This window comes from Shimazuella kribbensis DSM 45090 (assembly GCF_000428065.1).
Classification (GTDB): domain Bacteria; phylum Bacillota; class Bacilli; order Thermoactinomycetales; family Thermoactinomycetaceae; genus Shimazuella; species Shimazuella kribbensis.
Genome location: NZ_ATZF01000001.1, coordinates 353,351 through 379,521, shown reverse-complemented (window position 1 = coordinate 379,521; position 26,171 = coordinate 353,351). Strand labels below are relative to the sequence as shown.

Annotated in this window: 25 protein-coding genes; 7 read left to right on the top strand and 18 right to left on the bottom strand. The window is 36.7% G+C overall.

Features of this window, described 5'->3' with window-relative positions:
- Window positions 1-303: 303 nt before the first annotated feature.
- Entirely contained in the window at window positions 304-1,911 is a 1,608-nt protein-coding gene (locus tag A3GQ_RS26020) for a GIY-YIG nuclease family protein (protein WP_245596714.1), read from the bottom strand.
- A 293-nt stretch (window positions 1,912-2,204) separates the two neighbouring features.
- Between A3GQ_RS26020 and A3GQ_RS0102145 the strand changes: the two genes are divergently transcribed.
- Window positions 2,205-2,501: a hypothetical protein gene (locus A3GQ_RS0102145; RefSeq protein WP_028775653.1), complete on the top strand. Its 297-nt coding sequence runs from the start codon at window positions 2,205-2,207 to the stop codon at window positions 2,499-2,501.
- 294 nt (window positions 2,502-2,795) lie between these two features.
- Here the strand turns inward: A3GQ_RS0102145 and A3GQ_RS0102140 are convergent, their stop codons facing one another.
- Complete coding sequence (locus tag A3GQ_RS0102140) at window positions 2,796-3,032, bottom strand: hypothetical protein (RefSeq protein WP_169818229.1); 237 nt, start codon at window positions 3,030-3,032, stop codon at window positions 2,796-2,798.
- 209 nt (window positions 3,033-3,241) lie between these two features.
- The gene (locus A3GQ_RS0102130; protein ID WP_028775651.1) at window positions 3,242-4,423 is read right to left on the bottom strand and encodes a hypothetical protein; all 1,182 of its coding nucleotides are present in this window, start codon (window positions 4,421-4,423) and stop codon (window positions 3,242-3,244) included.
- Window positions 4,424-4,976: 553 nt separating this feature from the next.
- Here A3GQ_RS0102130 and A3GQ_RS0102120 point away from each other — a divergent pair.
- Window positions 4,977-7,037 (top strand): esterase/lipase family protein, encoded by a 2,061-nt coding sequence (locus tag A3GQ_RS0102120; protein ID WP_028775650.1) that lies wholly within the window; start codon window positions 4,977-4,979, stop codon window positions 7,035-7,037.
- A 53-nt stretch (window positions 7,038-7,090) separates the two neighbouring features.
- Here A3GQ_RS0102120 and A3GQ_RS0102115 read toward each other — a convergent pair whose 3' ends face one another.
- Window positions 7,091-7,294: a hypothetical protein gene (locus tag A3GQ_RS0102115; RefSeq protein ID WP_156877506.1), complete on the bottom strand. Its 204-nt coding sequence runs from the start codon at window positions 7,292-7,294 to the stop codon at window positions 7,091-7,093.
- A gap of 315 nt (window positions 7,295-7,609) precedes the next feature.
- Here A3GQ_RS0102115 and A3GQ_RS0102110 point away from each other — a divergent pair, with 315 nt between their 5' ends.
- Window positions 7,610-8,458 carry an ATP-dependent DNA ligase gene (locus A3GQ_RS0102110; RefSeq protein ID WP_028775648.1) on the top strand — a complete coding sequence of 283 codons (849 nt, stop codon included), beginning with the start codon at window positions 7,610-7,612 and terminating at the stop codon, window positions 8,456-8,458.
- Window positions 8,459-9,107: 649 nt separating this feature from the next.
- Here the strand turns inward: A3GQ_RS0102110 and A3GQ_RS23110 are convergent.
- The gene (locus tag A3GQ_RS23110) at window positions 9,108-9,377 is read right to left on the bottom strand and encodes a YolD-like family protein (RefSeq protein ID WP_051271110.1); all 270 of its coding nucleotides are present in this window, start codon (window positions 9,375-9,377) and stop codon (window positions 9,108-9,110) included.
- Window positions 9,378-9,574: 197 nt separating this feature from the next.
- Between A3GQ_RS23110 and A3GQ_RS0102100 the strand changes: the two genes are divergently transcribed.
- Both A3GQ_RS0102100 and A3GQ_RS27925 read left to right on the top strand, forming a co-directional pair.
- On the top strand, window positions 9,575-10,066 hold the full coding sequence (locus tag A3GQ_RS0102100; RefSeq protein ID WP_028775647.1) for a hypothetical protein: 492 nt from the start codon (window positions 9,575-9,577) through the stop codon (window positions 10,064-10,066).
- Entirely contained in the window at window positions 10,060-10,662 is a 603-nt protein-coding gene (locus tag A3GQ_RS27925) for a Shedu anti-phage system protein SduA domain-containing protein (protein WP_083964046.1), read from the top strand. The genes A3GQ_RS0102100 and A3GQ_RS27925 overlap by 7 nt, the downstream gene beginning before the upstream one ends.
- 61 nt (window positions 10,663-10,723) lie before the next feature.
- Here the strand turns inward: A3GQ_RS27925 and A3GQ_RS0102090 are convergent, their stop codons facing one another.
- Complete coding sequence (locus A3GQ_RS0102090; protein WP_156877505.1) at window positions 10,724-11,302, bottom strand: hypothetical protein; 579 nt, start codon at window positions 11,300-11,302, stop codon at window positions 10,724-10,726.
- Window positions 11,303-12,178: 876 nt separating this feature from the next.
- On the opposite strand from A3GQ_RS0102090, the gene A3GQ_RS0102080 reads away from it, so the two are divergent.
- Window positions 12,179-12,718 (top strand): hypothetical protein, encoded by a 540-nt coding sequence (locus tag A3GQ_RS0102080; RefSeq protein ID WP_028775643.1) that lies wholly within the window; start codon window positions 12,179-12,181, stop codon window positions 12,716-12,718.
- Window positions 12,719-13,212: 494 nt separating this feature from the next.
- Here the strand turns inward: A3GQ_RS0102080 and spoIVB are convergent, their stop codons facing one another.
- From spoIVB to folD, 11 genes are all read right to left on the bottom strand, one after another.
- Window positions 13,213-14,481, bottom strand: a complete 1,269-nt coding sequence (gene spoIVB / locus A3GQ_RS23105; protein ID WP_083964045.1) for a SpoIVB peptidase — start codon at window positions 14,479-14,481, stop codon at window positions 13,213-13,215.
- 183 nt (window positions 14,482-14,664) lie between these two features.
- Window positions 14,665-16,362, bottom strand: coding sequence for a DNA repair protein RecN (gene recN, locus A3GQ_RS0102070; protein WP_028775642.1), 1,698 nt, complete (start codon window positions 16,360-16,362; stop codon window positions 14,665-14,667).
- An 11-nt stretch (window positions 16,363-16,373) separates the two neighbouring features.
- Window positions 16,374-16,820, bottom strand: coding sequence for a transcriptional regulator AhrC/ArgR (ahrC, locus tag A3GQ_RS0102065; protein WP_028775641.1), 447 nt, complete (start codon window positions 16,818-16,820; stop codon window positions 16,374-16,376).
- Between the two features lie 11 nt (window positions 16,821-16,831).
- Window positions 16,832-17,683 carry an NAD(+)/NADH kinase gene (locus A3GQ_RS0102060; RefSeq protein WP_028775640.1) on the bottom strand — a complete coding sequence of 284 codons (852 nt, stop codon included), beginning with the start codon at window positions 17,681-17,683 and terminating at the stop codon, window positions 16,832-16,834.
- A gap of 24 nt (window positions 17,684-17,707) precedes the next feature.
- A complete protein-coding gene (locus A3GQ_RS0102055) occupies window positions 17,708-18,241 on the bottom strand; it encodes a hypothetical protein (RefSeq protein ID WP_028775639.1) in 534 nt (177 codons plus the stop codon).
- 33 nt (window positions 18,242-18,274) lie between these two features.
- On the bottom strand, window positions 18,275-19,093 hold the full coding sequence (locus tag A3GQ_RS0102050) for a TlyA family RNA methyltransferase (protein WP_028775638.1): 819 nt from the start codon (window positions 19,091-19,093) through the stop codon (window positions 18,275-18,277).
- A 9-nt stretch (window positions 19,094-19,102) separates the two neighbouring features.
- Window positions 19,103-20,989, bottom strand: coding sequence for a 1-deoxy-D-xylulose-5-phosphate synthase (gene dxs / locus A3GQ_RS23100; RefSeq protein ID WP_037463596.1), 1,887 nt, complete (start codon window positions 20,987-20,989; stop codon window positions 19,103-19,105).
- A gap of 147 nt (window positions 20,990-21,136) precedes the next feature.
- The gene (locus A3GQ_RS0102040; protein ID WP_028775637.1) at window positions 21,137-22,033 is read right to left on the bottom strand and encodes a polyprenyl synthetase family protein; all 897 of its coding nucleotides are present in this window, start codon (window positions 22,031-22,033) and stop codon (window positions 21,137-21,139) included.
- Between the two features lie 69 nt (window positions 22,034-22,102).
- Window positions 22,103-22,339 carry an exodeoxyribonuclease VII small subunit gene (gene xseB / locus A3GQ_RS0102035; protein ID WP_245596713.1) on the bottom strand — a complete coding sequence of 79 codons (237 nt, stop codon included), beginning with the start codon at window positions 22,337-22,339 and terminating at the stop codon, window positions 22,103-22,105.
- On the bottom strand, window positions 22,336-23,679 hold the full coding sequence (gene xseA / locus A3GQ_RS0102030; RefSeq protein ID WP_028775635.1) for an exodeoxyribonuclease VII large subunit: 1,344 nt from the start codon (window positions 23,677-23,679) through the stop codon (window positions 22,336-22,338). The genes xseB and xseA overlap by 4 nt, the downstream gene beginning before the upstream one ends.
- Window positions 23,679-24,527, bottom strand: a complete 849-nt coding sequence (gene folD, locus A3GQ_RS0102025; protein WP_028775634.1) for a bifunctional methylenetetrahydrofolate dehydrogenase/methenyltetrahydrofolate cyclohydrolase FolD — start codon at window positions 24,525-24,527, stop codon at window positions 23,679-23,681. Before folD ends, xseA begins: the two co-directional genes overlap by 1 nt.
- A gap of 79 nt (window positions 24,528-24,606) precedes the next feature.
- Between folD and A3GQ_RS0102020 the strand changes: the two genes are divergently transcribed.
- Complete coding sequence (locus A3GQ_RS0102020) at window positions 24,607-25,785, top strand: endonuclease Q family protein (RefSeq protein ID WP_028775633.1); 1,179 nt, start codon at window positions 24,607-24,609, stop codon at window positions 25,783-25,785.
- Here the strand turns inward: A3GQ_RS0102020 and nusB are convergent.
- The gene (nusB, locus tag A3GQ_RS0102015) at window positions 25,757-26,164 is read right to left on the bottom strand and encodes a transcription antitermination factor NusB (RefSeq protein ID WP_028775632.1); all 408 of its coding nucleotides are present in this window, start codon (window positions 26,162-26,164) and stop codon (window positions 25,757-25,759) included. The genes A3GQ_RS0102020 and nusB overlap by 29 nt on opposite strands.
- Between the last annotated feature and the right edge of the window lie 7 nt (window positions 26,165-26,171).

The window sequence follows — 26,171 nt, the reverse complement described above, 5'->3', positions numbered from 1 at the left end:
CTACAACAACACTTCGAACATTAGTATAATTTGCGAGATTAATCAAATTAGGAGCTGTTCGATGACAAACAAGCAAATGAAAGATCATTTCCTATATTTCATCAAAACCCCTATGCTTTGGTGTCATCACATGAATTCCTAATTAAATCTCATTACCTTCTACTTGTTTTATCCTTCCATAGCAACCTTCCATTCGCCTTTCAAAATTTTGTATAAATAACCCCCTTATTCTTCTTCTACACTAATTACTTCCTCATAAAATTAGGATTTTATAAACCAAGGGAGGACTGACCTCCCTTTTTTTTAACTTGCAACCTCTTCTACACTTTGACTTTGACGATATTCTAAGGCCTTCATGGTTTTAATAAATTCAACAGTTGGATCTATTTTTTGTACCAATTTTTCAAGACCAGTAATGTCTGAGTAAAAGAACTCTTTGCGTAAATTGATTTTATTTACCCTTTGATTCCCTATAGCTTTGTGAATTTCTTTTTCTAACCCAACAGCATCTTCACTAAATATCATTGCATGTACGTCAAATTTGAAAGGTACAGAGGCATCTCCAAGCTCGTCAATACGATCTTGTGGATTCAACCTTCTTGTCATACCTATTTTAAATACGTTTTCTCCGAAAGAACCTAGATTTGATATAACATACACATACCCGGCTTTACCATTTGCTCTTTTTACAATTTCTTCTTTTTTCTCTTCTATTTTATCTACTTGTCCTTCTAGTTCTCTTATTTTTGTTTCTAATGCTTGAATCTTTTCAATGCTTTTTTCATTAATTAGCAACTCTTTATTTTTCAGAATTTCCTTAAGATATTTGCCCTCTTCATCCTCCAATTTTTTACGTTCTTGTTCGAGCATTCTTCTTTCTTCTGCCTCCTGCTTCATTTGCTCTTTAATTCTACGTTGCTCTTCTTTCTCTTTTTCTTTCCGAATATAATATCTATATTCAATATCTATCGCATTTTTAAATAATGGCTTTAACTCTGATAAGAATCGAGTAATCGTTGGTAATATACTTGCATTTCCATTGCCACATATTGTTAAATACTTTTCGATTAGATTTTCAGCATCAGACAATGCTTTCTCAAGATTTGTATAGCTAAGTGTATAGAGAATATTCTGTAATTCTGCTTGAAGACCAATTACCATTAAGTGATAAATGGTTTTATTTGCTTTTGTTGTGTATCTTGATTCATATGAAGTAAGCAATTTTTTTATCTCTCGATTGTTTGCATTCATGTCTTTTCTAAGCATTTTTGAGTCTTTATGATGAAAATCTAATTCAACTATGGTGTTCAAAACACCATCCTCACCTAATGATAAATTCAAGACCTCGATTTCTTCTTCAATTAATCTATAATTTACTGCATTTGGGAATTTTTCAATTAACTCTTTTATTCCAACAGATTCGTTTTTAACTTTTTTTATACTATTATTTAGTCTGGTTAATTGTCTGTCCGACTTTTCAATCTGTTCATCTAATTCATTAACTCTCTCTTCCATTTTGTGATATGAGGCGACGCTGTGTGAAAACATCAACTCACTCAACACTATCCCTATTGGTACACTTAATCCCAACACAAACCCCATAAGACCGTACTCCCATTGTGCGTAAACATTAGACCACCCAATCAATATCACACCTAACCCACTTGTGAGATATGCAGGATAACCTGCGGGACGATTCTGGATATGAGAATTGATAATATTCACACATCCCATAAAAAAAACGAGTTCCGTAGCAATTACCGCCGCGAGATCAATCCTCAAAAATGAGAGCAATCCTTCTTGTGCAAAACCTCCTTCTTGAAAAAGTGTGAGAGTGTGATTGAAACTCACATAAATATTGAGGGTCACAATTGCGAAGCTTACAACGATATTAAAAATTCGCATTTTCATCTAAATGTTCTACTCCCCTCCAACTTTTCTCTTTTCCACCTATACCCCTCCTCACACTGTAAAATAAGAGGGCATTGCAGCCTCTCATCAAAAAAATAAGTTAGCAAAACTCTATATAAATCCATCCTTCTTTTGCATACCTCCATAACATAAATCCAATCCTTAAAAAACTCCTAGTTTGTTTGCCAATCACTACCCTCCCTCTTGTTAAATGTTGAATTATAGAAAAATACAGTTTATAATTTGCTTAAGTGGACTGAATTTCTCAGCCAACTAGTTTGAGAGGTAATGCTATGGCAGACATGCGAGACTTCCCCGAGGTGTACACTGTCGAGATCGATGACAACGGCAGGGAGGTCGGACGCCGGGAGCACCAGATCAGTATCGCTGACATGGAGCGCCTCTGTGCCGAGCATCCTGATCGCTACCGTTGCGAACAGCGTGACGGTCGACGGGTCATGGTCCTGAGTGGATTCGAAAAGGACCACTACTACGTGGAGCAGCGCGTCTACCCGCGCACCGACGAGACGCAGCCTGAGACGGTCATGGTGATGCAGGTCACGGAACAGGGTCTTCGCGCCCGTCTCTAGCAACACCACTCAACGCTCATCCCAAGAATGACATAACTTCAAGGGACGAGTGGGTCTAGGTGTTCACACACTTAGACCAGAGAAAACTATCAAATTTGATATAGATAAAACCTTATGAATTGAGCTTTTTAAACTTAATCTACATACACTGTGTTACAATACCTCTGTAGCCCATCCACTGCTCCTTTACTTATTGGTAAAGGAGCTTTCTTATTAAATTGGAAAAGTTAGCACTTCGACAATGTAATCTCACATAAATATTTAGTTATATCATTATTAATTGCTTTTATGAACTTACAGTTCAAATGCTCTTTTTACTACATTTCTAGCACCTTCCAAATGTTCATAGGCACTAAAATATGGGTCAATTGTTGATTCCTTGTAATCATCAGGTATTTTAAGATCATCAAACCAATAAGTTAAATCGGCTGTTGAAAGATGTTCATTCACTATATCCATTAATAACTTCAAGAAATTGACTACCTCTTCATCCATGGCAGTTTCTTCATATTTAGAAAGTAATACATCCAATCCCACTCGAACATTAATTTTCCCATGAGCAAACCCTCTTAAATATGGATCTTTCTCTGTTTGCCCTTCTTTTAAGGGCAGATGTCATTGCTTTGTCGTTCCATTGTCTTAATTCTTTGAGTATCTCTCCTACTAACATTCTGCACATCTCCTCTTGTTAAACCGATTAATCAATTTATATTATACCATTATTTATAGCTTTTGTCAAGCTAATTAAATGTGCATCCATAATATTTCTGCAATTCTCTAATTCTTTGTACATACAATTTTTCAAAGTATAAAGCATAATACCCTTTATCAAAAACAAAATCAGTATCATGTTTCTTGTGAGTAACTTGCTTACCACCAAGCTCTTCTATAAAAGGTTTCTTATATTTTTGTTCGAAAAATCTATTCATTCTTTTCTGTGCTTGATTTATTACATATGTACTTCTCCCATTGTGATAATCTACTTTATTTTCATCCAAAAATAGTTCTTCGTCTTTCTTAAATTGCTCAATGACCTCTCTATTAAACTTCTCTAAGTATCTGATAATTTTTTTCTTCCTAGCTTTCAATATAATGGCATAACTTATATACCAATAATCTAATCCTAACTCATTTCCATTTTCATCTTTTATGCTTTTTAGTTCTACCTTCCATTCCTTTTTGTAATTCTGTACTTTTTTTGCATTTGGAAATTGATTCAAGTACCAATCATTCACATCGTATTTCTCCATTAATTCAGATTGATGAGTCAAGATTCTCTTTACTGTCTCCTCGTGCAAATTAATTGTTTTCCCATTTCTCTCTATATGACCTTTGTACACAGGAAAGTATTCAATAATGTTCGCTTTACTCATTCTATTTAGCGTATTGACTAAATGGTTTTGAATAATTTTTAAATCATATATATAATCATTCAAAATTCTGTCTTCACCTTCAAGGATAATATTATTATCTATTAATTCCTGCAAACAATTTTGCTTATAACCCTCATGATATTTTGCAGGTAATAATTCGTACATTTTTGGTGTAATTAAACCAAAATCCAAACACCATTTACTTAATATTTGGGCCGTTTTTGACACTAAACCTTGCTCCAAAACTGAAACAACCATGATATCCATGTTTTTTGTATATGGAATACTCCAAGCACCATTACTAATGTTACCACCTAACTCTCTTCTTCTTTCTGCTATTTTTTTTCTTTTACTTCCTAAGATATATTTTGTCTTCGTACCACCTTTACCAACCGTTTCAACACTCTCATATCTCTGTTCTAAATCTTTCACAAAACGCAAAAAGACATTCTTCATTAATTTTTTGTTCTTTTCCATGTGACTCTTAATAACCTCGTCCCCTTCAATTGCAACTATTTGTTCTTGGGTAAATTCTATTTTTTGACTCAATAACAAAACTCCTCTCATTCTCAGATTGAAAAAGATACAAAACTCACCTTCAATAATAATTATATTAAATATATATTGTTAGTGACTTTTTTATCTTTTTTTATCAGCATAAGTATATTATATAATTATTTTATGCTTTTGTCAAGTCCACACATCACTATCCCCTTTATTTATAAGCATTTATAACCAAATTAAACTTAAAGGGGGTGCTAAAGCTCCAATTTTCATCCGCCTCGCTCCCGAAAATTTCCGTTGACGCTACCACCCCCTTCGACCCCCTCAGCGTCCGTTTTATATCAAAAATTATGTTTGATAACAAAATCGACTTTCATTATTTGATATTTAAATTCTTTTATTCTTAATTATTGTTCTAATATTTATTTTCAAATATAATGTAATAGTAAGATAAAATTTTCGGGAGTGGTGTTGTGAAAACATCTCAATAATACTGTCAATACTTTTAGTATGGGCAATATTTCCACAAATTTTAATTGCTCAAGCATCGGAAAAAAGAAAAATCAACTCAATAGATTTATTTAAAGATTCAAACTTAATGCTTGAAATTGGAAAAAAAACAAAACAAAATCAAAAAGAACTCCAGTCAAAAGATACTGATACAGACGGTTTGAACGATTCGTTCGAGAAGGAGAACTATCTTAATAGGCAAAAAAAAGATACCAATAGTAACAAAATATTAGATGATAAAGAGGATACTGATAAAGATAAACTAACTAATCTAGAGGAACAAAAATATAATATTAGTGCAATATCAGATGATACTGATTTAGATCAGTTAAGTGATTATGATGAAATAAAAAAATACCACACAAACCCAAATAAATCCGATTCTGATAAAGATAATATTACCGATGGTATAGAAGTAAATAAATTCCACACAAACCCCTTGGTTAAAGAACCAGAAAGTAAATTTACTAATTCAGCAAATCTTCCTAAAAACAAATGGAACATCATAGGAAAAGCCAGTGGTATAGGCGATCTCTCAGGTCGTTATATGATAAGAAATTCCCCTATTCTCCTCATAAATCAAATGAAAACAATTAGCTCTTTTGATTTATATGCATCAACTGATATAAGCTTTGAAATCGACATTCCAGTAAATAGTACTGAAAGCGATCTAAAGTTATATCGATATGTTTATCAAAATCAAACGAAAAAGAAACAAGTAGTATCACTCCAATTGATTCCCGATCAAACATTTGACCCCAAAACAAAAACAATTCATGCTGAATTTAATGGTGGTGACACATTTGTTGTTTTATCTGAAAAAGAAATGACCAATGCATCTCCCAAAAAGATTGAATCACACTCCTCAAAATTAAGCAAAGAAGGGAAGGTAAAAGGTTTACCTAATATAATCATTAATCCATCTCAAATTTCAAAAGATGGCATATTGAGCTTTAAAAAAGAAGTTACAGTAAATACAAAATATACAAGTCTAAAGAATACAGAACCAAAGAATACGAACTCAAAGAAAACAAAACCAAAAACTACAAAACCAAAGACTACAAAAGAAAACTTAATAGCTCAGTATAAAGTTCAAAATGTTGAAACTGAAAATGGGATTGAATATGCAAGCGTAGTGCCTCTCAACCAAGAAACTGGATTAAACAGTTTAATTTTGCTTCATGGTTACAGAGCGCTCGGAGTTGCTGGAGGAACAAGCGAATCTGTCGGTTTTACTAACAACTGGACTCAAAGCGATGAAGATTACACAGAAGCAGAAACCGATATTCCAAGTTCCCAAACACTTTCAGGAGCAACATATCAATCAGGTGATAAGTTAAAATATGATAATCCAGATGTCCAATTTATAACTGGTAATATATCAAGTGAAAAAAATTATCTTGGCCCAGCTTTAGCTGATGTATCAACCATTGGATTAGAAGATTATCCAGACTATACCCCTAACCATGATTTATTCATCTTTGAATATGATAATGACGACGAAAATATCCATAAAAATTCAATTTATCTCAATAGTTATATTCAAAATCTGAGGAATATCGGGAAAATACCTACAGATGCGCATGTCAATATTGCTGCTCATAGTATGGGGGGGTTAGTAGCAAGATATCTTGTTGAAAATCTTGATCTCCAAACGGATAACGATATTGATGTTGGTCTCCTCATGACTATTGGAACGCCGTATTTCGGTGTCTCAGCATTGTCTGATTGGTTTGGTGGAGATATGGATCGATCAACGAGTTGTCTTTGGAATGGAGGTAATACAGAAACAGGATGTGAAGAATTAACTGGAACCCATAGTATTGAAACATCTTACATCGCTTATGCAGGGCAAAATGATGTGGTGGATTCAGGAAACCTAACTTCTCTAATTTACGCTCCTAGTTATTGGGATATTCCAGGTTCATATAATGAGTATTTTCAGAACACACTAAATACAACTAGCGATTTGGATGATAACTTTGTAACCATTGACACTGCACTGGGATCAGATGAAGATTTTGGTAATGTAGATGCTATAGATGTCGATTATAGGTATCTAGTGTCAGGTTATTTAGGCAGCCACAGCGCCATGCTAACCTATGATAGCTTACAATGGAATATCTATCTTGATAGTTATTATAATTGAGATCTCTCACTCTATCAAAGATAAAGATTCGGTTAGAATGGTCAATGAATTTCTCATTGACCATTTTTTCTTCTTAAATAGCAAATATAAACCACTCCAAAAACAATTGAAATCAAGTGACTGATTGCCCAAAGACCAATACCAACTACTTCTAATTCTAAGTGGTCAGATATACTGGTGAACACTACTATTAAAAATAGTGTACTTACAAATAAGAAAATGATCCAAATTGGGATAGACCACAACCAAGGATTCATCGGTTTTTTTATTTCTATTATTTTGACAAATACGAGAACTAATAAGACAGTGGCTATTATATAAATAATAATATTTTCCATAAACAATTTGGAAATACCTAATACAAAATCTTCAATAGATTTTAATATAATCTTCTCCCCAACTCTCCATATTAAAAACGCAACAATAGTTACAAGATATCATTAGTTTAAGTCTATCACAGAAGTTAGCAGTAAATAATCAATCTATTAAAAATGCTGTATAAAGTAGAACTGCCAATAATCCACTAAATACATCACCTATACGCAATGTTAAAATTTGTATAGGTGATAATTATGTACATTTCTCCCATGTTACTCCAAAGAACAGACAAACCACTCAATAACTATGACAATATATGCGAACTCAAAATAGATGGAATCAGACTCATACTCTCCACTGTTGGAGATAAAACAAACCTATACACTAGACACAACACCCCTTGTAATACTCAATTTCCTGAACTATTAGATATCGGCCTACCTCCTGATACCATCTTAGATGGAGAAGTTTGTGTGACTGATAACCAAGGTAAACCTTGCTTCGAATCAGTCTCCAAAAGATTTCAAACCTCTAATACAAAGAAAATAGACATCCTCAAATATCAATTACCTATCCAGTATTGTGTTTTTGATGTCATCAGGTATAAAGGCAAAGATGTTTACAACCTTCCGTTACTAGAGAGAAAAGAAATACTCAACGATATCACTGAGAACAATCACATTTCACTTGTACGATGGATGGACGGAGATAATTCTGAAGAGCTGTTTAATCTAGTAAAACAAGAAGCGTTAGAAGGTATTGTGGTTAAACGCAAAAACTCAAGCTACCAGATAAACAAACGCTCTTGGGATTGGCAGAAGATAGTTAACTATCAATACTACCAAGTTGTTATAATGGGTATTAAAAAAAGAGAGCATGGAGTTTTAATATCATTCCCTAATGAAGCATCAGCAGGAACTATAGAATTTCCCTTTCCTCCAAAAGAACGAAGAGCGCTATGGGGTTTAATTAATCAATTAAAGTTAGATGAAGATAAGAATGTAATCTATCTCGACTCCAAGTTAATGATAGAGGTTAAATCACGAGGTGTAACAAAGAACGGTTACATTAGAACTCCAAGTTTCCATAGATATTGCATTTGAATAAAGCAAAAACCTACTTTTTAAAGTAGGTTTTCTTTTCCACTTGTAATGGGACTACTAGTGAATTGTGAGAATTTGTTTTAACTAAATAGCTCATTAATAGAAGTGGAGTCCAGCCACTTCTATTTTTATCAGGTACTTATGGAGTTCAAATTAGCACTATTTCGTTTAGAATATTAGCAATACGATCTTTGATTGTCAAGATTTGAAAATAGATAATCTAATCTATTAAAAAGTTTATTTAAATAATGCGTCGAAAAATTCCGTTGAGTATTAACATTGAGATAAGTACAATCAGAAATGGCCGTGAGAGCCTCTAGAATCGATTCTAAGCGACGGTCGAGATACTCTAATAAGGACCCGCTCGTTTTTAGATATTCTCCAAATGTAAGTACATAATACTCATGAAACTCTACTACTTCATCTCGAATTCTTGATATATTCTTCTATTACTTTCTTCAACGTTCATATATTTCATTGCCACCCTTCAAATAATATATGCCTATATAATTATTCTTCAAAAGAGTATCATTTACCTATTAATTTTGTATAATGATTTTCAAAAAAATCCCGTCCATTCTAATGAACAGATAGGATTTTTATTATTTTTTTCAAATAAAACTTTGACAGACATACTTCCATTACTGAGTTATATGTACTTTCCTAAAGTATCAATCTTATCGATAAATCCACAAAACTGTTTTTCTTCATATTCACCTGCGTATGTAGCTAGCACTGGTTGTTCTAACTCCAATGCTTCTTGCAAGATATATGACATCTCTTCCAAAGCTTGTTCATCCAATTCAGGTGGAATAAATCTTGCGGCTTCTTTTCGTTGCTTTAGTATAGCCTCTCTGTGCTCAACCAAGAACATTCTGATGCTCTCCCATAAAATATTCGATCTATCTAATTTACTCATCCAGAATATCCCCCAAACGTAGGATTGTATAAAACATTATATACAAACACACGTTCAGAAATTACTGATAATATATTCTGCGTCATTTGCGTTAAGACCGTTTCCTTTCCAAATTCACTTTAATCAATACCATCAGACTTACATATCTGAATAATCTGATATAAGATACCACTATTAAACCAAAAAGGGAGACTAGTATGCAAAGAGATATATTGAGTTATGTGAAATTCTATAAGTATCCAGATTTTATTAAAGGGAAGTTTTATTATTTAGACAGGGATTCAATTGATCATAGATTTAGTTATATGGATATTCCAGAAATTGTAGCATCTCACCCTGATAAAAAAGAGCAAATCTTTTTTCAATATGATCTAGAAAATAAATCGGGACATTATTTATATCCATGTAACAAAGATAAGGAGATAAAAATCTTATTAAAAAATTTGGCTATTTCCGATAAGATATTAGAACTAAGACCGATGATAGACTATTATAAAAAGCTAAAAACAATTCATTCAATTGCTTCTTTTATGGAATGGGAAAACTATCTTGATAACCAAATTGCAATAACAGGTGATCAGTTAGAACCTTTTATAAGAACTAAAGGAACATTATCTATTAGTGAGTACTTTATAAAAACTCTTAGAACTAGAACAAGCGACATTCTGACAATGCCAATCAAATACTAACTGAATTAGCCCTATACAATCATACAATCCTCAAAAATGAAGAGGCAAAACTATCTAGACTTACACAAGAGCTTTTAGATAAAACTATCAATAATGTAATAGATAAAGGTGTTCAGAGGCAACAATATGATTTTCTGATCAGCGAATTTGAAAACAATTTAAGTAAAACACTTTCTGAAAAAGAATGGCAAAATTTTATCTATGAAAATTTCAGATTGCTATTTCCTGAATTTATTAAAATAGATAAAGAGAAAAAATTAACAACTATAGATCAAGATACTAAGTATATTGACTTTATTCTTCAAAACGATACAACCGAATTGCTATTAGAAATAAAATTACCAAATGCAAAAATTATGAGCGATTCCAAGGATAGAAATAATCACTACCTTGTGTCAGGAGTCACAAAAGCAATCCTCCAACTCCAAAGATACATCTCATCATATAGAGCAGAGATATTCAAAACGAGTAAAGAAAAATACTTAAAAGCACTATTGTTAATTGGAGAAGATAAAAATACAGATATAAAACAAAATAACGATTGGAATCTTGCTAGGAACATGTACAAAGATATTGACATAATAACGTATACATAGGTGCTGAAAAAAATAAGAAACATAAGAGATATTTTGAAATAACTTCAAAAGTAGAGTCCCATCATTGGGACTTTTCGTTTTCTTTTAATCTTCGATAGTTCGTTATTAACCTTAGTTCTTCTTGTACTCTTTTCAAACCTTTCTCACTACAAACTCTATATCTTACTTCAGGGCCTCCAGCATAATAATGCAATGTAATAGTATCGTCCTCAAATTCAGGGATGGGAAGTTTCCATAAATCCTGAACGACTTCTATTAAATCCTCATAATTACAAACAAATTCGATAGCACAATATTCTACGCATATCCTAAACCATGTCAACGAATCATCCGTCTCACGATCTCTAAAAAAACGAGCAGCTTTTTCGGGAAATCCTAATGCTAGACCTAGTTGATAAAAGAATTCAGGAGTACCACAGTCTAAATTCTTTATACTTGATAAAAAGTGATCTTTAATATTTTGATTAAGAAAATACATATGTTGTGGTTGAGCTAGACCCATCTCTATATCAAGTACATGCGGATAACTAAGTAATTGAGTTCTTATATCCTCTGTAATCTTCTCATCGTCTACGTTACAAATAAGACTAGGTTTGTAACCCTTTAGGAAAGAAGTCAACGTAGTTAATTCTTCATCCAAAAACATCACCACTCTTCTTCAGTATCATCTTTCTATTTCTTGCTTGACATGTAGTTCATTGTGTCTATGATTTCCTTGGTGTCTACCTCTAGGATTCTTGCTGAATCTCTAATCTGACACCATCTTTTATTCGATTCAATAAATTCTGGAGATCCTTCCACACCAACAATCATATCTATTCCTTGTGATTCCATAATTTGAACAATTGTTTTTGATTTGCGACATTCTTCTTCCCATAGGCTGATACTCACGACTTGCCACGGGAACCTTTTATATCTATTTGGATTATCGGCATAATTGCGTAAATAGCGAATGAAGCTCTCTGTGCGTTTATCTAAATCAGTTAAATACGATTCGGTTAAATCATAAAATAACGAGTAATCAATCTCAATGAATTTAGATATAATAATCGCCTCCTGTATAAGTTAATTATTATACAAAAATTCAGTTAAATACTTTTAAATCGAAATTTCGTTGTAACTCAATTTGGACATAAACATGAAACCAATTTCATAGAATTGGGGCCCAAAACATTTTGTAAAAATCCTACGCTAAGAGATTCAAAATGAAAACAGTCAATTTTCTCTATGCTTAGATGAATCTCCTATCATGTTGGAATAGTTGAGAAATTCATGATTTAATTTCTTTCTCAGTGGTCTGAGATTATGTAAAATAATCATCCGATCAAAGTTAAATTTGTATTCTTCTAAGAGATCATGTTCCACAGTGTGCAGGACCATTTTTTAGATATTGTTCGTAAAAATATGATAGTTCGTGCATTTTCCGTTTGATTATTCCCTTTGTAGTTGAGATAATGAAAATAATTTCAATTCGTCACGTATAGGATGTCAAATAGGCGTCCGGGAAGGTAGAGCCTTGCGTTACAACCTTAAGGCCACACTCAAGTCAATCATCAGGCGGGACGTCAAGGTTGATGTCCACCAGCTTTCTCCCGTTGAGGGTTGGGAGCTGAGTGCCACCGCCACCGCGGAGACACTTATGATCCACTTCGAGTGGGGAGTTCCCGAGGAATTGAAGCCGGAGGAATTGTCCCCGACCATGGTTGTGGTATGGGACGCAGACCACAAGTGGACCAAAGACTCTGTGTTGTACTTGCAGTGTGGGTGTAATGATGAGGACACAGACGGGATCGTTGTGTACGATCTCAAGGACCTGACCATCGGCCAGATCGCGTGGGTCGAGGCCCGAAATGGTCTTGTCATCGTCCAGCGACTGGATGATGACCTGTTCTACCACACTTATGTCCCGAATGTCACTCCCACTCGCCTCTTCTGGAGGGGAAAGGAGCGGTGGCACAACGGTAGCTATCACTATCTGGTGAATCGAGTTCACCGTACGTTCGGAGGGGGATACGACATCTACTCCCCCTGTGTGCCGGAGGTCAAGCCCAACTAGGCATGAGCCGCCCACCCTCACCCGTGAGGTATCAAAGGGCGGGCAGAGCTCCATTCACGCGTGACGCAACGTCCCCGTATGGGATCGTTCCAACCAAGGATCGATTCTCCGTACGGGGATGGCGATTTTTAAGGAATTTTTCCATTCATCGATTTTAAAGTGAATTAAATATCAGATATATAAAATATAGTCCGATAATCATCTGTGGGCTTATTTTTATAGACTTTCATGTCGCTAAGAGCGACACCACAAAGGAATGAAAATAAAGGTTGTCGAATTTCCTGAGCAGAGGCTTAGCGTAGGTTTTTTACAAAATGTTGGCGGCACCCCATGCCCATCAAGTTAAGCGATTGCCAAATCCTTAAACAAAAAAATGAGGACTTTTTTCTGAGTATGCTCTAGAAGAAGCAGATCATTTTTTCACTTTGGGGTATTCATATTTCTTAGCTTGATGGCTATGTGCCGGTACCCCTAATTGAGTACAGACCCATCCATTACGTTCCCAAAGAAAAAAGAGACACTTTATTGAAAATGTCTCTTTTTCCTATTTTGTGTTTTAAAATGGTGCTGCCATAATTGCTAAAAACGCTTGATATTACTGGTCTTCCAAAAGGCGGCTTAAAGTAGTTCACAAATACATGTGTAACCGCACCTATTATTTTGCCATTTTGTATAATTGGACTTCCACTCATCCCTTGCACTATCCCCCCGGTAAGGCTTAAGAGTCGTGGATCAGTCACTTTTAAAATTAGTCCTTTTGTTGAAGGAAATCGCTGTTTGTTCACACTGACAATCTGAATCTGAAAGGATTCTACTTTTTGACCATTAACAACTGTTAAAATACGAGCTGGTCCTTCTTTTACTTCTTCTTGTAATCCTACTGGTATGGGAGCATTGTATAATCCTTTATTTGGTAATTCTTTCATTCTACCGAATATCCCAAACGGAGTGTTGCGTACGATATTCCCGAGAATTTGATCCTCATCTGTAAAAATAGCTCGCTTTTCACCTGGTTCACCTGATTCACCTTTTTGAATCGAAGTAACATGCGAACGAAGGACTTTCCCTTGTCCCACTACAATCGGTTGTCCCGTATCCACATCCGAGATAACATGACCAAGAGCACCATATTTATGTTCAACAGGTTCTAAAAATGTTAATGTACCAACACCAGCAGCACTATCACGGACGTACATTCCCATTCGGTGAATTTGTTCCTTTTGATCCTTAAGGGGCTTTAAGCTGATTTTATGCTTTACATTTTCTCTTAAGATCGTAAAATGAAGCTTTTTGTTGGTTTTCCCCGCTTCTTCTGCCATAAGGCCGATCATCTTGATACTTACTTCAGATTGACCATTCACACTCAGGATCGTATCTCCTACTTGTATCCCCGCTTTTTCTGCTGGCGAAATATTACCAGAGGATGTATGCACCAGATTATAACCAACTACCATAATTCCTTTGGATTTTAATTTGATTCCAATGGATTGACCGCCTGGAATCACTTTTTTAGGAGAAACAACTTGTACCTTTGCGCGTTTTACGGGTATTTTTCCAATGTTTAGGGTAGCATAAGAGATACCCTCTACATCGGTATTATACGCAACAGGTAGATGAGATGTCTTGGTCAATAATTCTCCATTTACCATGCGAACTTTACTTGGAAATGCTAAAAATTCTTGCCATGTAGGTGACAAACTCACAACTGCCAGGAGAAGGACAAATAGAAGACCTAAACATCTTTTTAACCATTTTTGCTGCACATTACCACTCTCCTGCGAGTTCTACCTATTCCTTCGCACTCGAGATGGCTGTGACATTAATGTGCCCGTGAATGAGATCCCTTATAAGTTACAAATGCTTCCTTAACCTATATTTCATTGATTAACATTCACAAATAAGTACATATAAAGGCTGTTTTCATACAACAAGCTCACTCGTCATAATTATTGTCTGGCTTTGACTTTATTGGCTAAGAACAACATTTCTGCTGCATGTTGTTTTGTTCTAGCTGTTACTTCTGCACCCCCAAGCATTCTGGACAATTCCATAATTCTCCCTGCTTTATCCAACTTGGTTACCCCTGAACTAGTTTTTTGTGCTTCGATTTGTTTGGAAACATAAAGATGGACATCTGCCATACATGCGACTTGTGGCAAATGAGTAACACATAAAACCTGGTTTTCTAAAGCCAATGTAGCGATTTTTTCTGCAATAGCTTGCGCAGCTCGTCCACTAACTCCTGTATCTACTTCATCAAAAATGAGCGTCCTTACTTGATCTCGTCCACTAAAGATACATTTAAGAGCAAGCATAATACGAGATAGTTCCCCACCCGATGCGATTTTTGCCAATGAACGAAGCGGCTCTCCAGGTCCAGGTGAGAGTTGAAACTCAACTTGATCCATACCTGTATAGGCAAAAGTTTCTTTTTGATAATGATTTGGATAAAACGAGACATGAAAGACACTAGAACCCATCATTAAATCCGAAAGTTGTTTCTCCACTTGTATTTCTAATTGCGAAGCTGCTTGCTTTCGAAGCCCTGTTAACTTCAAGGCTTTTTCCTGTAGCTGTTCTTTTAGTTGTGCCTGTTTCTCGTAGAGGTGTTCTTTATTTTCTTCTACGTTTAAAAGACGCTCTAACTCTGCCTCTGCTTGCCCTAAATATGTCAAAATCTCCGCTGTTGATTCTCCATATTTACGTTGCAATTGACGGATGACATGTATCCTCTCATGAACTTCATATAAGCGTTCTGGTGAGAAATCCAAATTATCTTGGTACATATCCAAATCTCTTGCTGCTTCTTCTAATTGAAAAGTAGCTGCCTCCATACTGTCCAATGCTTCTTGAATGGTTGAATCCAATTCACCTACTTCTTGAAGGTAAAACACAGCACGACGTAACTGTGTGATGCCGCCGCCTTCAGAAGAAAGAATTTGATACGCACTAGACACACGAGAAGCTAACTTTTCTCCACCTGAAAGTCGCTTTTCTTCTTCATGTAATGCTTCTTCTTCCCCTTCAACCAAACGAGCATCCTTGATTTCGGAAACTTGGAATTGAAGCATATCTACACGTCGTTCCATTTCTTGCTGATCTATATTTAACTGATCAATCATTTTTGTTATTTCTTGATATTGTTGATAATATGCTTGATACTCATCGCGTATAGGTATAATTGCAGATCCACCAAACTGATCCAACCATGCAAGATGCTCTTCAACTTGTAGTAATCCTGTATGTTCATGTTGTCCATGTATATGAATAAGGTAGTTTCCCAACTGCTTTAGCATGGTCAACGTGATCATACGCCCATTTGCACGACATGTGCTCTTCCCGTTTGCTGCAATCTCTCTGCGAATGAGAAGGTATTCCTCTTCACTTTCAATATCCCATTCTTTTAATAGTGTGATTGCAGGATGGTCGGATGGAAAGTCAAAACTAGCCTCAATAACAGCTTTTTGTGAACCATGTCGCACAAAATCACTGGAAGCCCTACCTCCAATGATCAGCCCAAGAGCATCTATCAAGATGGATTTTCCTGCCCCTGTTTCTCCTGTTAATACGTGAAATCCTTGATCAAATGTCAAGTTGATATTTTCTACAATGGCAAATTGATGGATGGACAGTTCTTTTAGCATAACATCTTCTCCTACAACATGTCTAAGAACCGATTCACGATATCTTCAGCTATTGGTTTGGAACGACAAATGACCAATATGGTATCGTCCCCTGCGATTGTTCCCAAAATTTCGTCCCAATCCAAATTGTCCAGCAGTGCAGCAATTGCATGTGCATTCCCAGGCAACGTATTTATTACAACCAGATTTTCTGCGGAATCAATCCCAACAAATGATTCTTGTAACAACCTTTTTAACTTTTGTAAAGGATTAAAACGGCGATCAGCTGGCAAAGAGTATTTATATGCACCATTGCTTAGTGGCACTTTTACCAAATGCAACTCTTTTATATCACGAGAAATCGTTGCTTGAGTAACATTATACCCAGCAAGTTTTAGCTCAGCTACCAGATCATCTTGTGTCTCAATATCTTTACTGGTAATAATTTCTCTAATTCGAATATGACGTTGTGCTTTCATGTAAATCGCTCCTATTGCTCTTGCAATTTTTTGCGGATTACTTCAAAGAAAGTACGTTCTTTCCATTTGATTAAATGTGTGGAACAAGGAGATTTTCTCACGCGAACGATATCTCCGCTCTCTAACGTAAACCCTTCTTGACCATCTATTGTAACACCAATCTCATTATGATTTGCTGTAACTTCCACTTCTAATGTACTTTCAGCCGGCAATACTAATGGCCTTGATGCCAAAGTGTGTGGACAGATAGGCGTTAACAATATACATTCTAAACCTGGCCAGACAATGGGGCCTCCACAAGATAGGGAATACGCAGTTGAGCCTGTAGGTGTGGAAACAATCACTCCATCTCCAGAATAAGTACCAACAAAACTACCATCCATTTTCACGGTACATGTAATCATCCGGCTAAACGATCCTTTGGCTATACCAATATCATTTAAAGAAATACCTCTTTTTATCACTTCATCTTGACGGATGACTTCAGCTTCTAGCATGAGTCTTTTTTCTACACAATACTCACCAGCCAAAATCCGATCAACTGATCCAGAAAGATCTTCTGGTTCAGCTTCCGATAAAAACCCAAGATACCCCAAGTTAATTCCTAAAATAGGTATGCGAGATCCTGCTAATTTTCGAGCAACTCCTAATAGAGTACCATCTCCACCGAGTACAAAAGTACAGTCGACATGAATGGGGAAATCTTCTAACGGAATCCCTTTTTTTTCTTGACCAATTGCCTTAGCCAAATCTATATCTAAGCAAACAGTGGCACCTTTGTATTTGATCAAATTTGTTAATTTTTTAGCTACGATTAATGCAGTAGGTTTTGTCTGATTCGCCATGATGCCTATTGTTTTCATCTGTCCACCTCAAGCTTACTCGTGTCATTTTTGTATTATCCACATAAAAACCATACCTATGAGAAAGGTAACAACATAGCTAATAGGGAATTTTCTCCTCGCTTCGTATAATGGCGGATGAGAGAAATTCACCAGAGAAATTTTATTTTTTGATTTATCTACATAAACAATACCTGCTGGTCGATAAAGCAAAAAAAACGGTAAAAGATGGTCTCGAATTGCCGCTCCAGTACGACGCAGCGGTTTTCTTTCCTTTGCTATCAAAACAACATACAACAAGTCTTCTTTCATTGCCAAATAATCGATAAACATCCTGCTTTCATACGGAGCTTTATCTAATTCAATGGAAATAGGAATTTTTTTCCTACCTTCGATAGGCTCATATCCAAACTCACGGAGCAAATCAGCGATATCTCCTTTAATTGGTTTTGGATCTTTTTTTGATTTATTCATGATCATGTCTTTTGCAAATTGAAAGGAAACCCATTTTCGTACAATAAGAAACAGTATAAAAAGGATGATAAGTACTAAAACAAATGTATCACCTGATTGAGACACACTCTCTCCCCTCCCTTTTAGTATGTTGTTTCTTTATTCTTCTAAGGGTGTAGATCGGTGAGCATCTTGTAATACTTGTTCAATAATGGCATCTGAGTAAAAAGGACGTTCATCCTTTTCCTTTATCAGATACGCTAAAAACTCGATATTTCCTTTTCCTCCTCGTATGGGGGAGGAAGTAAGACCAGAAACCAAAAAACCTTCACGTAAAAACATATCTATTGTCTTTTTCAACACTTGACGATGAATGGCAATATCCCGTATAATCCCCTTTTTCCCTACCTGGTCTTTTCCCGCCTCAAATTGTGGTTTGATCAATGATACCACTTCACTTTGATCAGGAATCAACTTTTTTAAAGTTGGAAAGATATGTGATAGAGAAATGAAGGAAACATCAATCGTAGCAAAATTGGGAGTGGGACCTATTAAATCTTCCGTTTGAAGGTAACGAAAATTCGTTCGTTCCATCACTTTTACTCGATCATCATTGCGAAGTTTCCATGCGAGTTGCCCATATCCAACATCAATGGAATATACATAAGAAGCTCCATTTTGTAAAGAACAATCCGTAAATCCACCAGTAGAAGCTCCGATATCCAAAACCACTTTATTTTCCATTTGTATGGAAAATACTTTTATCGCTTTTTCTAGTTTTAACCCGCCACGACTCACATACGGGTGTATATCTCCTTTAATATGTATCGTACTATCTATCGGATATTTTGTACCAGCTTTCGTATGAGACTCGTTGTCTACAAAAACAAGCCCAGCCATGATGGCCCGCTGGGCTTGTTCCCGACTGGGATAATATCCTTTTTGTACAAGGAGAATGTCTAATCTTTCCTTAGCCATTCGATTACCTCAGATCTTTTGAATATCAGGGACACAACATTTTCTTGCTGCTTCCGCAATCCCTTCTGTAGTTAAACCAGTTTCTGCTCTTTGTTCATTAATACTTCCGTGCTCCACATAATAATCAGGAACACCAAGGACCGATACCTGCTGAACTTTGTTTTGCTCGGCAAAAAATTCCAATACTGCGCTTCCAAATCCACCTATTTTTGTACCTTCTTCAACAGTAACAATTGGCATTCCTTCATGGTGTATAGACAATAGTAACTCTTCATCCAACGGTTTTGCAAAACGAGCGTTGACCACTTTTGCTTGAATACCTTCATTCGCTAACTGGTCAGCTGCTTCCACAGCAAGAGGAACCATATTGCCAAATGCGAGAATCGCTACATGTTTCCCTTCACGAATGGTTTCAAATTTACCAATTGGAATGAGCTCAAACTCTTCATCCATTGACACTCCTACACCTGCACTTTTGGAATACCGCACAGCTACTGGGCCTGATTCGTACTTGGATGCAGTATACAGCATATGTTGCAACTCATTTTCGTCTTTGGGCATCATAATAACAAGTCCAGGTTGAGACCTCATAAAACTGATATCGTAAACACCTTGATGTGTCTCTCCATCTTCTCCAACAAAACCAGCACGATCCACTGCGAAAACTACATTTAAGTGCTGACGACAAACATCATGAATAAGCTGATCATAACCACGCTGTAAAAAGGTAGAGTAAATGGCTAAAACAGGTTTTAAACCTTGGGTAGCTAAACCAGCTGCAAAAGTAGTGGCATGTTGTTCTGCGATACCTACATCAAAACAACGATCCGGGTAAATCTCTTGAAATTTATCCAATTTGGATCCTGTAATCATAGCAGGTGTAATTGCCACTATTTTTTTATCTTTGTCTGCCAGTTTTATCATCGTATCTCCAAATACAGTTGGATACGCTGGAGCTCCTGCCTTCTTCTTTTGAAACGCACCTGATTCGATTTTATACGTTCCAACCCCATGATAATTAACAGAATCTTCTTCTGCTGGTTTATAACCTTGTCCTTTTTTGGTAATCACATGAACAAGAACGGGGCCTTTCGTATTACCTGCTTGACGTAAACACTCCATTAATTCTTCTACATGGTGACCATCTACTGGACCTAAATACGTAAACCCTAGTGTTTCAAATAGAACACCTGAGACAAGCAAAAACTTTAAGCTATCTTTTACACGCTCTAATGTTTTAGCAAAAGGTTGCCCGATCGTAGGTATTTTTTTGAGAACTTGTTCTACTTCAGCCTTCATTTTATTATAATGTCGATGGGTCCGGAGTCTACCTAGATAGTTATGAAGTGCACCTACATTTGGACTAATCGACATTTCATTATCGTTCAATATCACAATTAAATCTTTTTGTTCTTGTCCAATATGGTTCAGTGCTTCTAAGGCCATTCCACCGGTTAATGCTCCATCACCAATAATTGCTACTACTTTGTTTTTGTCTCCTATAATATCTCGAGCAGCTGCCATGCCCATTGCTCCAGATAAAGAGGTGCTACTATGGCCTGTTTCCCAAACATCATGTTCACTTTCACTCATTTTTGGGAAGCCACACAACCCTTTGTATTGCCGCAGTGTAGTAAATTGGTCGCCTCTACCTGTCAACAGTTTGTGTACATAAGCTTGATGACCTACATCCCATAAAAACTTATCTTCTGGGCTGTTAAACAGATAATGCAATGCGATTGTTAGTTCTACCACGCCAAGATTGGATGCTAAATGCCCACCTGTACTAGAAAGACTATTAATAAGAAATTCCCTTATTTCTTCCGCTAGTTGAGGAAGCTGATCCTCTGATAGCTTTTTTAAATCTGCTGGTGTTTGAATATGCTCGAGGAGCAAGAAAGACCGCCTCGCTTTCAAAGTTGTATGTTCCTTCAGAAAAGGCCGGTCTAGGAGAGACCGGTAAAGACGAACATTCCTATGTAGCTATGTCACAAAGGTGTTCAAACTGCTAAATATTAAAATTAATTATAGCATAGGTGAAGGTTACCTGTCCCGCATGAGTAAATAATCGGCCAGTTCTAACAATCGTGTTGGGTTTAAATCTTTTCTGTCTTGGATTGATATTCTTGCTGAATGTATGCACTCTTGCAATCTTCTTTTCGATTCCTCAATTCCAAGTAATGCTGGATAAGTGGCTTTGTGATTGTGCTCATCACTGCCAACTGGCTTACCAATTACAGCTTGATCGCCCACAACGTCCAAAATATCATCTTGAATCTGAAATGCTAATCCAAGTTGATACGAAAAGGTCATTAATGCATCCAAAGTTTCTTTATTTGCTCCAGTGATCAAAGCCCCTATCCGAATAGAAAATGTAATAAGATCACCTGTTTTTCGTCGGTGTACTTCCTCTAATTCTTGAAGGGTAATCGATTTATTCTCATTTCCCATATCTTGTACTTGGCCATTTATCATCCCTCTAGCCCCAGCATATCGAGTAGCATCTTGGATGATTTCCAAAGCTATGGGAGCTGATAAATTCGCGGCATTTGCTCCACTAGCAAGTAAACCAAAAGCTTCTGTTAATAAACCATCTCCTGCAAGTATGGCCATTGCTTCGCCGAATACTTTGTGATTGGTCCATTTTCCTCTACGGTAATCATCATCATCCATAGCAGGCAGGTCATCATGGATTAAGGAATAGGTATGTATCATCTCAATGGCACAACCAAATGGCAATGCAATTTTAGCATCTCCACCCAATGCTTCTGTAGTAGCAATAGTTAGCACAGGTCGAATACGTTTTCCTCCTGCAAGCAATGAATACCTCATAGATTCCTTTAAGTTATTCGGTATGTCTATCCAATTCCTACTCATATGATCCAATTCTTGATGGACCATTTCTGCTGTCTTTTGTATATATGCTTTTGCTTCGATCATCCTCTTATCCTTTCCCTCATCTGACCCCATCATGAGTTAGACAACAATATTCCTCGTAATCCAAAATATCTATGAATTTTCTTCACGAATTGGTTGAAATGGCTTCTTTATCCAGTCACCATTCTCTTCAACCAATATTTCCACTTGTTGCTCCGCCCAATCCAATTTTTTGCGACAAACACCAGCTAATTTGGTTCCTTCACCATAGAGTTGAATAGCTTCTTCCAATGGAATATCCCCTTGTTCCAATTGAGCTACTACTTCTTCTAATCGTTCCATTGCCTTTTCAAATGTTATCTCACTCATTTTTTCTCCTCTTTCTTCCATACTTGACACTTTAGTTTTCCTTCTGCAAACTGTATATCGAGTAAATCTCCTGGATTCACTTGATCCGTTGAGGTAACTAATTCATCTTCTGATAGACGATAAACCAACGAATATCCTCGTTTCATCACTGCAAGTGGGCTAACTGATTCTAACCGGGTAACAAGCTGAGAAAATATCTTTTCTTTTCGCTCTAAAAATTGCTGAAAGAGTAAAGTTTGCTCTCTAGTAGTTTGCTCTAATTTTATTTTTGCATTTACTACTTTCGTTTTCGGCTGATTTGCTTTTAACTGGTGATTCGCTCGCTCTAATCTTCTCTCTTCTCTTGCATAGTTAGTGGTTAAACCCTGTTGCATCCGTCTAGTCAAGTATTGAAATTTTTCTTGATGAGGGATTAATTTCCGATCTGGATGTTGAAAAATAGGGCGTTCTACTAAATGTTTAACATCCATTCTTCTCGTATCGATAAATTTTTTTGGTAACGTGAGCAACCTCGTGTTGAGATTGATAAATCTCATCTTTAGATCATCTTGATTGGGAACCGCTAACTCTGCTGCTGCTGTTGGTGTCGCAGCACGTACATCTGCCACCAAATCACTTAAGGTCGTATCTGTCTCATGACCCACCGCAGAAATAACAGGTAAGGTAGAGTTGGCAATACTTCTCACTACTAATTCTTCGTTAAATGCCCATAGTTCTTCAATAGAACCGCCGCCTCTACCTACGATTAACAGATCCACTTCTGCACGTCGGTTCATTTCGCCTATGGCATGAGAGATCTCCCATGCTGCTACATCTCCTTGAACTTGTACAGGATACAGCAGGACTTTTGCCTGAGGATATCGACGTTGTAACGTTGTAATCATATCTCTTACAGCGGCTCCGTGAGGAGACGTAATCAATCCAATACTTTTCGGATGCAAAGGAAGGCTTTGTTTTTCTTGCTGAAAAATCCCTTCAGCCTCTAATTGCTCTTTCAAGTACTGAAAACGAGTAAATAAATCTCCCTGCCCACTATTCCGCATTTCGAGTGCACGAATCTGAACTTGTCCATCTCGATCATATACATCTAATTGTCCACGTATAGTAACTCGATCGCCATTTTTTGGTTTAAACAGCAAATAGCGGGCAAATCGAGCAAAAAAGACTACTCTCATTCTTGCAGACTCATCTTTTAAGGTGAAGTACATATGGCCACTCGCATGATGAGTAAAGTTAGAAATTTCACCTTCCACACGGAGAGATTGTGATTTGGCATCTTTGGTAACAAGTGAGGTAAGATGGGCCACTAACTGACGTACAGTCCATACCTCTTTTGCCATTATCGTGCATGCCTTTTTGCTGACTCAATCGTATTTGCCATCAACATTGTAATTGTCATTGGACCTACTCCACCAGGTACAGGAGTAATCGCTGATGCTACCTCACTCACTTCGTCAAACTTCACATCTCCAACTAATCCATTTTCGGTGCGATTCACACCCACGTCAATAACTACAGCACCATTTTTCACATGTTCTTTGGTGATCATTTCTGCACGGCCTACCGCTGCAATCAATACATCGGCTTGTTTGGTAATCGAAGCAAGATCAGCTGTTTTGGAATGACAGATCGTAACTGTTGCATCAGCTTGCAATAGCAACAGAGCTACTGGTTTCCCAACAATATTGCTCCTACCTACCACAACAGCATGTTTACCTTGTAAGGGAACATCAGATCTTTTAAGTAATTCCATGATACCTTGAGGTGTACAGGATAAAAAAGTTTCTAAACCTGTTACCATACGACCTACGCTCTCTGGATGAAAACCATCTACATCTTTATCAGAAGCAATTGCTTCAATAATACGCTGTTCTGCAATTTGTTTTGGCAAAGGAAGTTGTACTAAAATGCCGTGAACGGATTTATCGTTGTTGAGTTCTTCCACTTTTGTTAGAAGTTCTTCTTCGCTGATCGTGTCTTCCAAACGAATCAAAACGGACTCCATCCCAATCTCCTCTGCAGCCCGAATTTTACCTTTCACATAAGACTCTGAGGCTGGATGATTTCCAACCAAAACCACTACTAATTTAGGAAAAATCTGATTTTTATGCAACTCACTTACTTCTACTTTTAGTTCTCTACGAATTTCTGAAGCTATGTCTTTTCCGCTAATTATTTTTGCTGGCATTCTAGTTCCACCTCTTTATATAATATCTATAGTTTACCATTTGTTTGGAAATCACGTAACCAATCCTAGGAGAAATAAAATGAAGCAAATCTTCGCAGACCTGCACATACACATCGGACGAACAGAAAGCAATTTGCCTGTCAAAATTACCGCCGCTCGTGATATGACTTTTCACCGAATCGTACAAGAAGCTAGTAATCGTAAAGGAATATCGATGATTGGTATCATTGATGCACACTCCCCTGCCGTGCAAGCAGAGATCGAAGCAGGGATCATGAACGGAACCTACATGGAACATCCCTATGGAGGAATTCTATATTGTAATACTTTATGTATTTTAGGGGTGGAAGTGGAGTGCAAAGAAGCACACACAGGCCCTTACCATATGCTCGCTTATTTTCCAACCCTAGCAAAAATAAAAGAATTTACTGCTTGGATAGCACAACACATGAAAAACGTTCAACTTAGTACACAAAGGCTATATCAACCTGTATCATCTTTCATCAAAAAAGTGAAAGATTTACAAGGTTTAGTTGTCCCTGCACATATTTTCACTCCATTTAAAAGCTTGTATGGTAGCGCAACGACTTCTATTGAAGATCTGCTAGACATCACTTCATTGGATGCTGTCGAATTAGGGTTGAGTGCAGATACGACCATGGCAGATCAAATATCAGAGCTAGCATCTCTACCTTTTCTAACAAATTCAGATGCTCATTCTTTGCCTAAAATAGGGCGCGAATATAACAAATTTTTATTAGAAGAAGCTAATTTTCAAGAACTTAGTTATGTCCTAAAACAAAAGCAAGGAAGGAAGATTCTTGCAAATTTCGGGTTGAATCCTTTTCTTGGTAAATACTATGAGACTTTCTGTTCGACCTGTAAACAGCAAAAAACTTCCTCCACTATATTTTGTTCCACTTGCGGTAAGAAAAAAGAAGTGACAGGAGTAAAGGACAGAATCGCCATGATTGCTGATCAACCTACCACATCGCCAACATTTCGGCCTCCCTATATCCACCAGATACCTCTTGCTTTTCTGCCTAAAGTAGGACCAAAAACGATTACAAAGTTGATAGAGCATTTTGGTTCAGAAATGAATATTTTACATCATGCTTCGTTGCAAGAGATATCCGAAATCACCAACACCCAACTAGCAAATCTTATTTGCCAAGCTCGAGAAAATACATTAGCTGTGCAAAAAGGTGGCGGCGGGACATATGGGAAAATTATTTCGTTACTTCCAATTCAGCAATGACCTTACCTAAAATACCGTTTACAAAGCGGCCTGCTTCGTCTCCGCTAAAAGCTTTAGCTAAATCCACCGCCTCGTTCACCACTACTTTTGTAGGTATCTCTTTTTGAAAAAGCAATTCATACACAGCCAAACGTAATACTGCTCGATCTACAATGCTCAGTCGATCTAGAGACCAACCACTCTTCACATATCGACGAATATAAGGGTCAATTTCCTCCAAATGCGATGCCAATCCAAGACGCACTACTTCATAATATCCTCTATCTTCTTCGGTGAGCTTTGCCTCGTTAGGAGCAAAGATATCACCTTGATCTTCTGGGTGAACCAATTGTTGGTATTGACGCTGAATAACAAGTTCTCGAACTAACCTACGACTCATTTTTTCA